Genomic DNA, 14,825 nt, shown 5'->3' on the forward strand with positions numbered 1-14,825 from the left:
ATAACGGGATTCGTAAAATTATCAAAGGCTAGATCATCTCACTAGCCAAGAAAATTAGTATTCCAGCCAAAGAGGAGAGAAATGTTTGATTTCGATGCTACCTTGCCATTGATGGCATTGCAATTCCTGTTGTTGGCAGCTTTGTTGAATGCAATTTTCTACAAGCCTATGACTAAGGTATTGGATGACCGTGATAACTATGTCCGTACCAATAACCTTGATGCTCGTGAGCGCTTGGCTAAAGCTGAAACCTTAGCAAAAGAGTATGAGCAGCAACTGTCATCTGCGCGTAAGCAGTCTCAATTGACTATAGAAGCTGCCCAGAATGAAGCTAAGAAAATTACGGCACAAAAAATAGCCGAAGCCCAACAGGAAGCCCAAGCCCAACGCGAACAAGCTGCTCAGGAAATAGAGCAGCAAAAGCAAGCAGCTATGGCTACCCTAGAAGGACAAGTTGATGCCCTCAGCAACCAGATTCTAGAAAAACTATTAGGACCAGCTTTGGCGAAGTAGTTCCGACTATATGACCAAATTGGTGCTACGAAAGCATAAACACATTAGGGTGTATGCCCAAAAATGTGGCGAAATTTAAGTGTCCAAAAAATTGGCACTTTTTTCCCTGTCGGGAAAAATTAACGAATTACCAAGCGAGCAGCGCACTTGTAGATGGGTAACATGGGCAATATTTTATTACTTGCCGCAGAAGCTGTTCACTCTGAAATGGCAGAAGGCGCAGCAGAAGGCGGTTTTGGTCTAAACCTAGACATCCTGGAAACCAATCTAATTAACTTAGTAATTCTGATTGGCATACTATTCTACTTTGGACGCAAAGTTTTAACTAATATCTTGACTGAAAGACGCTCCGGTATTGAAAGCGTTATTCAAGATGCAGAAGGACGCTTGCGGGAAGCACAAACTTCTTTGGCTAAAGCCCAAGGACAGTTAACCCAAGCACAGCAAGAGGCACAGAGAATCACTCAAGTAGCTGAACAAAATGCTCAGGCTGCTAAAGAGGCTATTTTAGCTAAAGCAAATTTAGATGTAGCCCGGTTAAAAGAAACCGCAGCATCTGATTTGAATGCAGAACTAGAGAAAGCTATCTCCCAACTTCGACAAAAAGTAGTGCAGCAAGCACTACAAAAAGTAGAAGGACAACTCAAGGGTGGTATTAGCGCAGATGCTCAACAAATTTTAATTGATCGTAGCATCGCACAACTGGGAGGGGAGACATGAAAAGTGATGCAGCAACCGCTGAAGTATCTCAGCCTTATGCACAGGCATTGTTATCCATTGCTCAATCTCAAAACTTAACAGAAGAAGTTGGGGGAGATGCACGGACTTTCTTGAGCTTATTAACAGGGAGTCAAGAACTCACAGGCTTTTTGAGCAATCCCTTTGTGAAGCCAGAAAACAAGAAAAATGTCCTCAGACAATTACTTGGCGAAGGTGTAAACCCCTGCCTCCGTAACTTTTTACTGCTGTTAGTTGACAGAAGACGGATTGCTTTTTTAGAACCGATTTTACAGCAGTATTTGGCGTTATTACGCCAGCTAAATCAAACTGTATTGGCTGAAATTACTTCTGCGGTTCCCCTCACAGAAACCCAACAGCAAGCAATTACAGAAAAGGTAATTACTCTGACCAAAGCTCGTCAAGTGGAATTAGCCACCAAAATAGACAGCGATTTAATTGGTGGTGTAATTATCAAAGTTGGTTCTCAAGTAATTGACGCTAGTTTGCGTGGTCAACTACGTCGTCTTTCCCTACGTTTAAGCAGTAACTAGAAAGTTCTGAATAAATGTCAATAGTCATTGGTCAATAGCTCATAAAAAACAACTGACAACTGACAACGGACAACTAACAACTAACAACTGACAACTGACAAATGAGTATTTCCATTAGACCTGACGAAATCAGCAGCATCATCCAACAACAAATCGAGCAATATGACCAAGAGGTTAAAGTTGCTAACGTTGGTACAGTGCTACAAGTTGGTGACGGTATTGCCCGGATTTATGGCTTGGAAAAAGCTATGGCTGGGGAACTCCTGGAATTTGAAGATGGTACAATTGGTATCGCCCAAAACTTAGAAGAAGATAACGTTGGTGCGGTACTGATGGGCGAAGGTCGGAGTATTCAAGAAGGTAGCTCTGTAACCGCTACTGGTAGAATTGCCCAAGTAGGCGTAGGTGACGCTCTCATTGGTCGAGTTGTTGATGCTTTGGGTCGTCCTATTGATGGTAAAGGTGATCCTAAGACTACTGAAACTCGGTTAATTGAATCCCCAGCCCCTGGGATTATTGCCCGTCGGTCTGTACATGAACCGATGCAAACAGGGATTACCGCTATTGACTCCATGATTCCTGTAGGCCGTGGTCAACGGGAATTAATTATTGGTGACCGTCAAACTGGTAAGACAGCGATCGCTATTGACACCATCATTAACCAAAAAGGTGAAGATGTCGTTTGCGTTTACGTAGCTATCGGTCAAAAAGCTTCCACCGTTGCTAACGTAGTCCAAACCTTACAAGAAAAAGGCGCGATGGACTATACAGTAGTTGTCGCAGCTAACGCCAGTGACCCAGCTACCCTGCAATTCCTCGCTCCCTACACAGGTGCTAGTATTGCCGAGTATTTCATGTACAAAGGCAAAGCGACCTTAATCATCTATGATGACCTTTCTAAGCAAGCCCAGGCTTATCGCCAAATGTCCTTGCTCCTCCGTCGTCCACCCGGTCGGGAAGCGTATCCTGGAGACGTATTCTACATTCACTCTCGCTTGTTGGAACGTGCTGCTAAACTCAGCGATGAATTAGGTAAAGGTAGCATGACTGCATTACCTATCATTGAAACCCAAGCTGGTGACGTATCTGCATACATTCCTACCAACGTAATTTCTATTACCGACGGTCAGATTTTCTTGTCTTCTGACTTGTTTAACTCTGGTATCCGTCCCGCTGTAAACCCCGGTATCTCTGTATCCCGTGTAGGTTCTGCGGCTCAAACCAAGGCAATGAAGAAAGTTGCCGGTAAGATTAAACTAGAATTGGCGCAATTTGACGACTTACAAGCTTTCGCTCAATTCGCTTCTGATTTAGACAAAGCCACCCAAGATCAGTTGGCGCGTGGTGTGCGTTTACGGGAACTCTTAAAACAGCCCCAAAACGATCCTCTCTCCGTAGCTGAACAAGTAGCAGTTCTTTACGCTGGTATTAACGGTTATTTAGATGACATTGCAGTTAATAAAGTAACTACCTTTGCTAAGGGTTTACGTGATTATCTGAAAAATGTTAACACTGCCTATTACCAAGGCGTACAAGGTAGCAAAGCCCTTGGTGATACAGAAGAAGTAGCTTTGAAAGCCGCTCTCACTGAGTTCAAAAAGACCTTCCAAGCAGCAGCGTAACAGGTAACAGGTAATAGGTAGTGGGTAATAGGTAATAGCAATAACTTTTACCCAATTACCAATTACCAATTACCAATTACCAATTACCAATGACCTAAAAATTATGGCTAATCTCAAATCAATACGCGATCGCATTCAGTCGGTCAAAAACACCAAAAAAATTACCGAAGCCATGCGGCTAGTAGCTGCGGCGCGTGTCCGTCGCGCTCAAGAACAGGTAATTGCCACCCGTCCCTTTGCAGACCGTTTAGCTCAAGTATTATTTGGCTTGCAAACCAGACTGCGGTTTGAAGATGTTAACCTACCCCTACTGAAAAAACGCGAAGTTAAAACAGTAGGTTTGTTGGTAATTTCCGGCGATCGGGGTTTATGTGGTGGTTACAACGGTAACGTGATCCGTCGTGCCGAAAATCGTGCTAAGGAACTCCAAGCTGAAGGCGTAAACTATACTTATGTATTGGTTGGACGCAAAGCTACTCAATACTTCCAACGCCGGAATCAACCTATTGATGCTACCTACAGCGGTTTAGAACAAATTCCTACCGCCGCAGAAGCTACAAATATTGCTGATGAACTACTTTCTCTCTTCCTTTCGGAAAAAGTAGACCGGATTGAGCTAGTTTATACAAAATTTGTCTCCTTAGTTAGTTCCCGTCCCGTCATCCAAACCCTTCTACCTTTGGATACCCAAGGTTTAGAAGCAGCGGATGATGAAGTTTTCCGTTTAACTACTCGTGGTGGTCAATTCCAAGTGGAACGGGAAAAGGTAGCTAGTACAGTGACGGCTTTACCTAGTGACATGATTTTTGAACAAGATCCAGTGCAAATTCTGGATTCTTTGTTGCCATTATATCTGAGCAATCAGCTATTAAGAGCATTACAAGAATCAGCAGCTAGTGAACTAGCCGCACGGATGACAGCAATGAGTAACGCCAGCGAAAACGCCGGTGAGTTGATTAAAAGTCTATCTTTGTCTTACAACAAAGCTCGTCAAGCCGCAATTACCCAGGAACTTCTGGAAGTTGTCGGTGGTGCGGAAGCGCTTACTTAATTTGGTGATTGGTGATTGGAGGTAGTTGTAAAATGAACTATGGCCAATCATCAATTATTAATAATTATTGAACTTCAATTTATACTCTATTTTTATTGGTAAAGTTAATGATGATGTGATAATTCATGATATTTTTCTTCATATTAGATTATTTGAAAGGAACATATTCAACTACATTCATCCATTCGTCAATTTCAGAAGCCTGAGCAATAAATTCTAAATCTTTAACAAATTGACCAATTGTGCCACCTAATTGATGTCCAAAAATTAATCCTGAAAATTGTTTTCCTTCTATTTGCCAAGTTTCAGCTAATACGCGAAAACGGATATCTTGAGTAAACAGGACTCGTTTTAGTTCAGTCACTCTTTCTAATAATTTATCATCAGGAAGTTCTTGGGTTTCATCATCAAAGGCAGTTAATACATCTACACCACGACGGCACAATTGTGATGTAATAGCTTGAGGCACATGAACATCCATATATAAGGCAATAGGCATTTACAACAGTCCTTTCGCTTTCATTCTGCTGTAAAAAGGGGATGGTACTGATTCCTTAATACTTTCCTGTACTTGTTCCCATTCTTGTTTAATTTCTTGGTCAATCTCTTCTTGGTGGTCGAAGTAATAACCCATAGTAGCATGAGCTTCACTATATGTTAAATAAGGATGTTGACGGCACATTTCCTCTACTGACCAACCATAAGCAAGATAATCCATGACAATTTGCGCTACTCTAATTCTCGGTAAACGCTGTAATCTTGCTGACTGATGATCGTTTTTAACGATATGTGGGTAATTGAGGGTTAACATATTATTTTATCTAGCTAGGTTGCTATATGTTTATAGTATGATAGAATCAGCAGTTATAGTCAGCCAGTCATGGGTACAAATTTTGATCAATTAATGATTTACGCGATCGCATTCTGCTTGAAGTATTAAACATCAATAAACGTGATGTAGCTTGACCAATATCAGTAATACCAATAATTTCGGCATTTTTTAATGTAAAATGTTCATCCCAAACTTGTAACCGAGGATTAAATAAGCGAATAATTTCCCCATTATTGGGATCAAGAGTAGCAAAATCAGATCCTTTATGACGATTACAAGGTAAACAAGATAAAGCCAGATTTTCTGATAAAGTTTGACCTCCATGTTTAACAGCAATAATATGATCAATTTCGTGGGTGTAAATAGAAAAATCTTGATGAATTAAACAATATTCACAACGTCCTTGAGCGCGTTCAATGACTAATTGACGTAGACTAAAAGAAATGGCATTATTTGTCATTTTTAATTACGCTGTAAGCTCTAGCTTTAAGTAAAATCATTAATTGATCTAGCTGTTCATAAATATCTAATTCGCTATTTTCTGCTTTGGAAATTGTCCCCATACGGTTTTTTTCTAATAAGTCTTCTAACCGTGTTTGTGCTTGGGTTGAAACTTTAAATTTAGCTATTTGTTCCGGTGTTGGTTGTTTAATTAAAAAGTCTAAAACCTCAGTATAAGTGTTAGCAGTATCACTAGAATTAGTGAATTCTAATGTTTCTGGTGTATGTGTTTCTATCAATTGTGAAAGCAATTCTGGAAGACGATGTAATATGGGTTGTAAGCGGTTTGCTAGTTCATCCGGTACTTGAATTGTTAATTGTGCCATTTTCGTTAGGGATGGTATGTTTATTGTTTATTTATAGGTTAGCGTGAAAATTCCCGAAATAATATTAGTGTCTAAAAGAAAACGAAAACTCACAGTTCTATCTCCCGTCATGGACTAGGATCTCTAAGATTTGCAAAATCTTCATCTGTAAATTCAATTCCTTCTCTTTCAATTGTTTCTCGAAATCTTAAAACCCCTTGCCAAAAGCTATCTCCCTTATTTTGTAACGGTTTTGCCTGTACCTGTTCCTTTATTTGTGATAACTGAGATTCAAGTACATTAAACAGAGAAGTTTTATCTTCCACAGATAAATCATCCAGAGATTTAATTATTTCTTGTAATGTCATTTTCCAACCTCCTCTAAAGGTTATCTAAACATTTTACAATACTCAAAGCAGTTATGATAGCGTTGATATTTCAACTCTGAGATCGTCATCATTTATGTTAATTTAATGATCATGCAACTTCAAAAGATTGTCCTACTGGAATTAAGTCTTGTGTTTCTTGTTTTTCTAATTTAAGTTTAATAGTTTCAAATCTTCTGATTGTATCTGCATGATAAAAACGCTCTCCACAATTTTGACAAACTAAAGCCTTAACTTTTAATGTTGCGGTGTTACCACCACCTTTGATAATTTCTGTAACGTTAGTTTCTAATAAGTTGCCATTACAAACAACACATTTATCAATGGGAAGCATAATTATTGACTCCTATATATTGGAACTATTACTAGATAAGACTTAGACAGTCCTATCTAAGATAGTAATTTAGTTTGATTTAGATTTTCAGTCTTTTTTTCTAATCCGCCAATTAATCCATTTATTTGGTTGGATCAGGACAATAGACAGTAATTAGCACTGCGAACCCAGTATCTTTATTATATGCCCACACACTATGAATAGGATCACCTTTCCCATTGAGTCCATGAATCAAGCAACTAGGATAGGGGGTATCACTTGGATAATCTTCGATTATCTCTCCTCCTTGAGTGACAGAAAAATTAATTTCGTCTATGAATAAGTTACGCTCCTCTGCTCTTTCTCTTGCATGACGACGAACAATTACTTGATTCGAGTTAATTGCAGTAATAATATTGTTAATCATAAATTAGGGTAAGTAAATATAAAATTAATTAGTATATAGTTTTAATTGTAACACGCTTTAGTCAAATTTGTGGTTATAGGATGTATGATTTTTGCCGTCAGATAGCAAGTGATCGCTCTTCACACTTCACAGCTAAAAAGCGATCGCACTCTCAAAATTAGGGCGTTGCTGATTTGAGGTATGAAAATGATTTTTGATGATTTCAAAACCCTTGTAGAGACGTTCCATGGAACGTCTCTACACCTAAATTCATACCTGGTTTCAGCAACGCCAAAATTAGTTGCTTATTAAAATTTCTTCGTGGTGGATAGGTCATTTCAAAATAGGAACGAAATGTATATTCGCGTTCTTCTTGGAGAATTTTGGGTTTAGTCATAATTAGTCACCAAATAAATTTTAAAGAGTGCTGTACCTTCTGATCACGCAGCCTAAAAAAAGCGATCGCACTACAAGATCGGCTGGACTGCTGGTTAAAGCTTACCAATGAGCCAATGAGCCTGTCATATTCTGCGTGAGTTCCGATCCAAAGGTACAAGAAGTAATAATTAAACGCAGATATTTTTGTAATTCCTTATAACAGGTTTATTCTTTATCAAGAATCAGACTAACACCACGGCGAACCGCTGCTTATGCTAACCGATTATCAAGTGTTGCTAATGGCAATTGTAAGCGCTTTAGGATATCTCTAGCTATGTCATTTCCTTGTTTATAGGCGACGTAAGCGAGTTGAGAAATACAAGCCATTTCTAGGGTGCGTTGTCTGTCGGTTGATGTTTTCATGTTGGTTAAAGAAGTAAATTTTTGAGATAATTTCATAAAGCTAGTGGTCTGTCAAGCTAAAAATTGTGAGATTGAGGGAAAATAGAGAGGCTATTAACTGTAAACCTCATCCATAAATAGAAATTTGACAGACCACTAGTTATAGTTATAGATATACCCATTACTGTCAACTTAACGTAAAACCGATATTCCAACTGGGAATGAATTCCCAGTCTCATAGCAAAAGTCATCTGAAGATGACTGAATAACCAAAAAATTAAAGATTTTTTGAGTTTACTTTAGTAAACTTTAGCTATTAGCCTGTAACTTCAGTTACAGGTGGGTTAAGAAGCAAATCAGATAAGTCATCTGTTATAAATATAATAGTTGCTAATCCAATGATCTGGTTAGCAGAAGCTACCAATAATATTGTACAAGAAGGAGAAAATGACCCCAATTGAACTATATAGGAAAGGATTTAAATCTCTCGTAAGTAGGTGAACACAATAAAACCAATCTGTGTAAAGAAAAGTAAAATCGCCCAAACCCTCTTCACTCTTGCCTCTTGCATGAGTGCCTCTTGCCTTGCCATAACGACGATTTTCAAGGCTAACCTACTTAGATGCTTTAGGATATGTTAACGCTATCAGATTTATTCGTCAATTTGATAGTGGTAGTGGAGACTATACAGAAGAACGTCATCAATGGTTAGATAATGTAACAATAGATGAAATATTAGCACTAAAGAAGATATTGTTTTAGGATTTCATGCTCGTTATAAACGGCAATTTACGGGTTTTGCGGTGGGATAATAAATACTTTGAGTAAATTAGCAATTAATGTTAAAAATTGGGGATTTTTTCGTGGGTTTTAAGATCCCCGACTTCTAGCATAAATTAATCGTTTATAAATAAGATTGAAAACAGAAGTCGGGGATCTGGAGGTGTGGTAAATATTCCCGGCTTCTGTTTGATTTACCGAAAATTGTAACTGGATCAGGTTTATATTGACGTATTACCTTGAAAATAGTATTATCTTCCGTGTAGATGGTAATAAGCAGTAAATTTTATGTCAGCAGAATTTCCTACCCCAGACAGCTTATGGATTATTACAGAAGAAGTGGCAGAAACCTCAACGACGACTATTGGCGCTAGAGGTAGTCATGATACAGGTGGATTATTGGGAAGTAAAACTACTGAGGAACAAATAATAGTCACTAAAGAAAAAGACAAAGTAGTAATTACTAGGCGTAAAGTTGAGGTAACAAAACTCAAGCAGGAAATGAGGGGATTTATACAAGCTATGCGAGAATGTTTAGATGAAGCTGATACCAATGACTCTAAAATCCGCCTAGACGAAGTGGAAGTTTCTGTAGAAGTCAATGGGGAAGGACAACTGAGTTTATTCGGAACAGGGGGAAAAGTAGGCGGTAAAGGTAGTCTGACATTTAAATTCAAGCGACAATCATAGATTAAAATGGGTAAGAATTGGGCAATTAGTATTGGCATTAATCAATATGACAACCTGCAACCCCTAAACTTTGCTAAACGGGACGCAGAAGCAATGGCCGCTTGGTTTCGGGAAGAAGCCAAATTTGATCAGGTGTTTTTGTTTACAGCGGACTCTCCACCCATTTCCGCTAATACACCAATTCCCACTCAACCAATTTACGGACGAGTGCGGCGATTTTTGCAAGCACAATTTGAACAACCTCTATTAAAACCAGAAGATAATTTATGGTTCTTTTTCGCTGGACATGGTATGCGTCATGCTGACAAAGATTATTTAATGCTTGCAGATAGTGATCCTGGTGCTATTGAACAGACAGCTATTTCCGTTGAATACATTACTGAAAGATTGCGTCGTAGTCGTGCTGATAATGTAGTTTTGTTATTAGATGCCTGTCGAGAAGAAAGTAGTCGTAGCGGTTTAGGAATAGGTGAAGAAAAGCATCAAGGAGTAATTACTTTTTATTCCTGTGCTGCTAACGAAAAATCTTGGGAAATTGCCGAATTACAACATGGTTCATTTACACACACACTATTAACAGGTTTAAGATTACATGGTGAAGCTAATTGTGCCACTGTGGAACGATTAGATAGATATATTAATTCTTTCGTTCCTCAATTAAATATTAAATATCAGAAACCAATTCAAAATCCTTATCTCAAGGCAGAACCGCCATATAAAATGTATTATATTTTGTTAGAGCAATCTGCTACGCTTAAAGATGTTGAATCATTAAAATTACAGGCATCTTTATCGGAAAATGCTGGAAATTTTGAGTTAGCAGAACAAATATGGATTAGAGTTTTAGGTGTGTCCCGTGCTGATTTAGATGCAATATCGGCTATTCAAAGAATTGCAATTAAAAAGAATAATTCAACACCATTACCAATTTCTCAACCTGTTGGTAATTCTGAATCTCCTGGTTCATCTAGAAGTGGGGATACTATGTCATCTACACAGATACTTGAACTTGCTGAAAAGATTGAAGAAAATAATGCTAATTCTTCAAGAATTGGAGAGGAGGTAACTGCTGAAATTAAATCATTAAAGTACCCACATGGAGGATTAATTTTCCTATATTTAATAAAAAATCGCAGACAATTTTTAACCTATATTGGTTTAGGAGGTACAGGTTTATTAACAGCTTTTGGATTGAAGGAGATATTTAAGATAACAACTATCCCTGGAACTATACCTAAACCTGAATTATTAACATCTGACTTTCTAACGGTAACAGTTGACAAAACAGGGAAAATAGTTAATAAAGAGAATCACCAAGCTAAATATCTTAAAGAAGATTTGGGGAATAATATCACCCTGGATATGGTACAAATCCCTGGTGGTTCTTTTAAAATGGGTTCACCAGAATCAGAAAAAGGTAGGTATGAAAGTGAAAGTCCACAACATGAGGTAAATGTACCTGCTTTTTCTATGGGTAAATTTGTTGTGACTCAAGAGCAGTACCAACAAATCATGGGTAACAATCCTTCTCATTTTACCGAAAAAGGAGCAAAACGTCCTGTAGAACAAGTGTCTTGGAATAATGCTGTAGAGTTTTGTCAAAAGTTGAGTGAAAAGACAGGACGGGAATATCGTCTACCCAGCGAAGCAGAATGGGAATATGCTTGTCGTGCGGGGACGACTACACCCTTTCATTTTGGGGAAACGATTACAACTGACTTAGCTAATTATAATGGAACTTACACCTATGCTTCTGAGCCAAAAGGTAAATATCTTGAACAAACAATAGATGTAGGTAGTTTTCCTCCTAATGCTTTTGGTTTGTACGATATGCACGGGAATGTCTGGGAATGGTGTCAAGACGATTGGCATGATAATTATATAGATGCGCCTAAAGATGGTAATGTTTGGACAAGTCAAAGCGTTAAGAGAAAGTTGCTGCGCGGTGGTTCGTGGGGCAGCGGTCCTGAGAATTGCCGTTCTGCTTATCGCTTCAGCTACCTCCTCGATAGCTACTACTACGATATTGGTTTTCGGGTTGTATGTAGTGGTGCGGCGAGGACTTAGTAGCCCTTTGCACTATTGCGCTTTTGCCCTTTTTCCTTCTTTTCTTTCCCCTTAATAGCGTAGTGGAACGGAGCGATCTAAAAATTTTTATTTGAAAAAGCGGTTAGTTTGACTTTTATAAATGTGAATGCTACGACGAACTTGATTTTCTCTTTCCTGAACTTACCCGCATTCATCATCATGATTTAGTGATCATCGCATGGCAAAATCATGTATACTGCAAACTGTTCATAGTTGAACCAAATATGAAACCCCTCTGGTAAACCTCTCCTTTGCACCTCTCCCTAACCCTCTCCTAAGAGGAGAGGGAAAAGGAATAATATTTAATACTGGAGAGGCTTTGAACCTTGTTCTTTGTATGATAAAAAAGTCCAGCTTCTAGCCGTTTTGAGTATAGATTGGGTAAAATCTCTACCTCCAGCAGAATTAAAACTTTTAAATAGTGCTGATTTTCATAATTCAGAAACTACCCAAACCATAACTAATTCAGAAATACCACCAGAACAAATCAGCTACGAAAACATAGCCGAAAAATCTCATTTTTATTCCTTACGTGATCAATTATTATTTATGTTTGCGCCAGAATTACGCCGGGAATATGAAAACTATGTCAGTCAACAAGCCGCAAATTCTGGATATATAACCTTAGAGGTTGTTTGAAAAGTATCAGATGAAACCCATAATTTCCAAAAACCTAACCCCCCTGCCCCCCTTCCCTACCAGGGAATGGGGTTTTCAAAGCCTCTCCCCGCGTCGGGGAGAGGTTTGGAGAGGGGTCAATTTATACATTCAAAACTTTTCAAACATCCTCTTAGTTATTTCTAATTTACAACAAGCATCAGATTTAACCGAAGAACCATCTTTTTCACTACTTTAATATTAGAGATGAATCACAGGCAGATGAGTCAAAAGTTAGTTAAAATAAACCTAACATGAGAAACAATCTAAAATTATGACCTATACCCCAGTAAAACCACTCACCTTTGAGCAATTTTTAATTGAATATGGGGACAATACCCGCTATGAACTAATTGACGGAGAATTAAGAGACATGGAACCAACAGGACCCCATGAAGAAGTTGCTGGAAATATTGCCGGGAGAATTTACACTGAGATTATTCATAATAATTTAAACTGGTTGATTCCCAAAAATTGCTTAATTAAACCCTTCGCCGCTGAAGCTACAGCACTTCGTCCAGATGTAATTGTCTTAGACAAAGCAAAACTTAATCAAGAACCACTTTGGCAAAAAGAACCAATAATTTGTCATGGAAATACTATTAAATTAGTTGCTGAAGTTGTGAGTACAAATTGGCAAGATGATTATGCCAGAAAAATAGAAGAATATGCTTTTTTAGAAATACCAGAATATTGGATTGTAGACTTTCGGGCATTAGGTGGAATTCAATTTATTGGCAACCCTAAACAACCGACATTAACAATTGGTCAATTAATTAATGGTGTCTATCAACAAGAAAAATATCGTTTAGGAGATAGGATAATTTCTCCTCTATTTCCAGATTTGAAACTTAAATTAGATGACATAATGCCATAGAATCGTAGGTTGGATAGAAAAAAGATTAAACCCAACAGACTCCATGTTTTCGTGTTGCTTAAGGAGTTGGTTTATAAAACAAAATTGATAATTTTCGTCATTTTAAAAAGCCCGTGACGAGGATTGAACTCGTGACCTCACCCTTACCAAGGGTGTGCTCTACCACTGAGCCACACGGGCGAAAGCTGAAACAAAATTAAGGCTTATAATGCTGTACACTTATGGTACAGCATTTATAATTCTTAATCTTTGTAGGATATGGGCCGAGCTGGATTTGAACCAGCGTAGGCGTAAACCAACGGATTTACAGTCCGTCTCCATTAACCACTCGGACATCGACCCGTTTGTTTCCCACTGCTTAACTATAATAGCAGCACTCTCTGGATTTAGCAAGGGGTTAGAGAAAATATTTTTTGATAACGTCTAAATCCTTTACTCCCAGCTAGTTTCAGAAGTTTACGCCATTAGGGACTTCCAAGAAATAAATTATCCTGATTAACGAACCACAGAGGCGCAGAGGACACAGAGGAATAAGGGTTTGAGAGATTTTTGCGTTAGGTGGTTGAGTATTTTTTTATTTGGAAGTCCCTTAGTTCGTACCCATTGGTGTCAACTTAACGTAAAACCGATAGCCCGCCTGGGAATGATAGCGTAGCGTGGCGTTAGCCATATTCCCAGTCTAATAGCAAAAGTTGTCTGTTGATGACTAAAAATCCCCAGTTTACTTTAGTAAACTTTACTTATTAGCCCGGAAATTCATTTTTGGGTGGGTGTGGAAGCCAACAAATAAGCCATCTGTAGCCTAAGTTGACACCATTAGTTCGTACCATTTACGAGGTTCAGCTTGCGGGGACAAATTCTAGGCGATACCGATATAATGCCACTGGTCGAGAACCTGCGGTAAAATAATCGGGATCTTGGGGTGAAAGGTAGACGGCGGTTACTTGATCTGCGGTAATGGCTGGAGAGGGTGTGGAGAGTTTTTGATAGGCTGTGGTTGACTCTACAGTATTCAAATATGGACGAGAACTGCCTTTAAATAATTGTTGGAAAACTTCTGTGGTGATGAATTGATTATCTGCTGTTATTTCGGTGGCGCGATCGCTGATAATGGAAATTAATTGCCGTTCACCCCGCAAAAATGTAATTTGCCGATTGGGAGATTGAGGATCTACTTTGGATGATAATACAGCCTCATCGCCTAAATAAGCTCTGGATAAATTTAAACTATTAAATTCTCTGTCAGCTACTAATATTGATGCTTGATTTTGAAAGTTACCAAAAATTTTAAACCCAGAATTAGTTGGTTTAACTTTGATGAATTTAACTAAAAAACTAATTGGTTGATTTAATTGACTGCGATTACCTTCAAAGCCTGGTGTCACTATATCCGGTGCTAAAGGTGCGGCTAAATCTACTAATGTGCTGGTAACTTTCCAAGTCCCAGCTATCCAGTCAGGGTAAACTAAATCTCCTTTGGCTGGTTTGACTGATGTTAATTTTTCCCATTGGGGGAATTTGGCTAAATGTTCTGCTAATTCTCCAGCTTGTGCTTCGTTATTTCCTAAGAATAATAAAAGCATTAAGCAAAAACTAACAATTATTTTCATCAACATATTCAACAATTAAAAGTTAAATTTATTTAAAAGGATGTTTTAAAAGTGGTATTCCGTAATTTTCATCACATTGCTACCCCCCTTTACAAGGGGAAAGGGGGGAAACAATAAAAATCCAGTTCCCTCCCCTTTACAAG

The 14,825-nt window shown here is 38.4% G+C and carries 20 protein-coding genes and 2 tRNA genes; 10 read left to right on the forward strand and 12 right to left on the reverse strand.

Annotation, left to right across the window (positions count from 1 at the left end; all coding sequences use genetic code 11):
* The first annotated feature begins 81 nt into the window (after window positions 1-81).
* The 5 genes from HEQ36_RS19890 to HEQ36_RS19910 all read left to right on the forward strand — a co-directional run bounded on the left by HEQ36_RS19890 (window position 82) and on the right by HEQ36_RS19910 (window position 4,457).
* Complete coding sequence (locus HEQ36_RS19890; RefSeq protein WP_168635867.1) at window positions 82-513, forward strand: F0F1 ATP synthase subunit B'; 432 nt, start codon at window positions 82-84, stop codon at window positions 511-513.
* Window positions 514-666: 153 nt separating this feature from the next.
* On the forward strand, window positions 667-1,233 hold the full coding sequence (locus tag HEQ36_RS19895; protein ID WP_027403080.1) for a F0F1 ATP synthase subunit B: 567 nt from the start codon (window positions 667-669) through the stop codon (window positions 1,231-1,233).
* Complete coding sequence (gene atpH, locus HEQ36_RS19900; RefSeq protein WP_027403081.1) at window positions 1,230-1,784, forward strand: ATP synthase F1 subunit delta; 555 nt, start codon at window positions 1,230-1,232, stop codon at window positions 1,782-1,784. The genes HEQ36_RS19895 and atpH overlap by 4 nt, the downstream gene beginning before the upstream one ends.
* 101 nt (window positions 1,785-1,885) lie before the next feature.
* Window positions 1,886-3,406, forward strand: coding sequence for a F0F1 ATP synthase subunit alpha (gene atpA / locus HEQ36_RS19905; RefSeq protein WP_039200455.1), 1,521 nt, complete (start codon window positions 1,886-1,888; stop codon window positions 3,404-3,406).
* Between the two features lie 103 nt (window positions 3,407-3,509).
* Window positions 3,510-4,457 carry a F0F1 ATP synthase subunit gamma gene (locus HEQ36_RS19910; protein ID WP_053540871.1) on the forward strand — a complete coding sequence of 316 codons (948 nt, stop codon included), beginning with the start codon at window positions 3,510-3,512 and terminating at the stop codon, window positions 4,455-4,457.
* Window positions 4,458-4,605: 148 nt separating this feature from the next.
* Here the strand turns inward: HEQ36_RS19910 and HEQ36_RS19915 are convergent, their stop codons facing one another.
* The 9 genes from HEQ36_RS19915 to HEQ36_RS19955 all read right to left on the reverse strand — a co-directional run bounded on the left by HEQ36_RS19915 (window position 4,606) and on the right by HEQ36_RS19955 (window position 8,037).
* On the reverse strand, window positions 4,606-4,956 hold the full coding sequence (locus HEQ36_RS19915) for a DUF5615 family PIN-like protein (RefSeq protein ID WP_168635866.1): 351 nt from the start codon (window positions 4,954-4,956) through the stop codon (window positions 4,606-4,608).
* Window positions 4,957-5,268, reverse strand: coding sequence for a DUF433 domain-containing protein (locus HEQ36_RS19920; RefSeq protein ID WP_027403085.1), 312 nt, complete (start codon window positions 5,266-5,268; stop codon window positions 4,957-4,959).
* 67 nt (window positions 5,269-5,335) lie between these two features.
* On the reverse strand, window positions 5,336-5,749 hold the full coding sequence (locus HEQ36_RS19925; protein ID WP_168635865.1) for an HNH endonuclease signature motif containing protein: 414 nt from the start codon (window positions 5,747-5,749) through the stop codon (window positions 5,336-5,338).
* The gene (locus HEQ36_RS19930; protein WP_168635864.1) at window positions 5,739-6,116 is read right to left on the reverse strand and encodes a hypothetical protein; all 378 of its coding nucleotides are present in this window, start codon (window positions 6,114-6,116) and stop codon (window positions 5,739-5,741) included. Before HEQ36_RS19930 ends, HEQ36_RS19925 begins: the two co-directional genes overlap by 11 nt.
* Window positions 6,117-6,223: 107 nt before the next feature.
* Window positions 6,224-6,463 (reverse strand): hypothetical protein, encoded by a 240-nt coding sequence (locus tag HEQ36_RS19935; protein WP_168635863.1) that lies wholly within the window; start codon window positions 6,461-6,463, stop codon window positions 6,224-6,226.
* Between the two features lie 109 nt (window positions 6,464-6,572).
* The gene (locus HEQ36_RS19940; RefSeq protein ID WP_027403088.1) at window positions 6,573-6,815 is read right to left on the reverse strand and encodes a YgiT-type zinc finger protein; all 243 of its coding nucleotides are present in this window, start codon (window positions 6,813-6,815) and stop codon (window positions 6,573-6,575) included.
* 121 nt (window positions 6,816-6,936) lie between these two features.
* Window positions 6,937-7,221, reverse strand: coding sequence for a DUF4258 domain-containing protein (locus HEQ36_RS19945; protein WP_199308414.1), 285 nt, complete (start codon window positions 7,219-7,221; stop codon window positions 6,937-6,939).
* A 202-nt stretch (window positions 7,222-7,423) separates the two neighbouring features.
* A complete protein-coding gene (locus tag HEQ36_RS19950) occupies window positions 7,424-7,597 on the reverse strand; it encodes a hypothetical protein (protein ID WP_160170634.1) in 174 nt (57 codons plus the stop codon).
* A gap of 251 nt (window positions 7,598-7,848) precedes the next feature.
* The gene (locus tag HEQ36_RS19955) at window positions 7,849-8,037 is read right to left on the reverse strand and encodes a hypothetical protein (protein WP_168635862.1); all 189 of its coding nucleotides are present in this window, start codon (window positions 8,035-8,037) and stop codon (window positions 7,849-7,851) included.
* Between the two features lie 695 nt (window positions 8,038-8,732).
* On the opposite strand from HEQ36_RS19955, the gene HEQ36_RS19960 reads away from it, so the two are divergent.
* The 5 genes from HEQ36_RS19960 (at window position 8,733) to HEQ36_RS19980 (ending at window position 13,072) form a co-directional block, all read left to right on the forward strand.
* Entirely contained in the window at window positions 8,733-8,792 is a 60-nt protein-coding gene (locus HEQ36_RS19960) for a hypothetical protein (protein WP_290708339.1), read from the forward strand.
* Between the two features lie 256 nt (window positions 8,793-9,048).
* Window positions 9,049-9,450, forward strand: coding sequence for a hypothetical protein (locus HEQ36_RS19965; RefSeq protein WP_168635861.1), 402 nt, complete (start codon window positions 9,049-9,051; stop codon window positions 9,448-9,450).
* Window positions 9,451-9,456: 6 nt separating this feature from the next.
* Window positions 9,457-11,517 (forward strand): SUMF1/EgtB/PvdO family nonheme iron enzyme, encoded by a 2,061-nt coding sequence (locus HEQ36_RS19970; protein ID WP_168635860.1) that lies wholly within the window; start codon window positions 9,457-9,459, stop codon window positions 11,515-11,517.
* Window positions 11,518-11,871: 354 nt separating this feature from the next.
* On the forward strand, window positions 11,872-12,177 hold the full coding sequence (locus HEQ36_RS19975) for a hypothetical protein (protein WP_233455454.1): 306 nt from the start codon (window positions 11,872-11,874) through the stop codon (window positions 12,175-12,177).
* 292 nt (window positions 12,178-12,469) lie between these two features.
* Window positions 12,470-13,072, forward strand: coding sequence for a Uma2 family endonuclease (locus HEQ36_RS19980; protein WP_168635859.1), 603 nt, complete (start codon window positions 12,470-12,472; stop codon window positions 13,070-13,072).
* A 108-nt stretch (window positions 13,073-13,180) separates the two neighbouring features.
* Here HEQ36_RS19980 and HEQ36_RS19985 read toward each other — a convergent pair.
* The 3 genes from HEQ36_RS19985 to HEQ36_RS19995 all read right to left on the reverse strand — a co-directional run bounded on the left by HEQ36_RS19985 (window position 13,181) and on the right by HEQ36_RS19995 (window position 14,688).
* Window positions 13,181-13,252 (reverse strand) — tRNA-Thr (locus HEQ36_RS19985).
* Window positions 13,253-13,331: 79 nt separating this feature from the next.
* Window positions 13,332-13,414 (reverse strand) — tRNA-Tyr (locus HEQ36_RS19990).
* 497 nt (window positions 13,415-13,911) lie between these two features.
* The gene (locus HEQ36_RS19995) at window positions 13,912-14,688 is read right to left on the reverse strand and encodes a DUF6816 family protein (RefSeq protein WP_168635858.1); all 777 of its coding nucleotides are present in this window, start codon (window positions 14,686-14,688) and stop codon (window positions 13,912-13,914) included.
* Window positions 14,689-14,825 lie beyond the last annotated feature (137 nt).

Source organism: Anabaena sp. 54 (genome assembly GCF_017355725.1).
Lineage (GTDB): Bacteria > Cyanobacteriota > Cyanobacteriia > Cyanobacteriales > Nostocaceae > Dolichospermum > Dolichospermum heterosporum.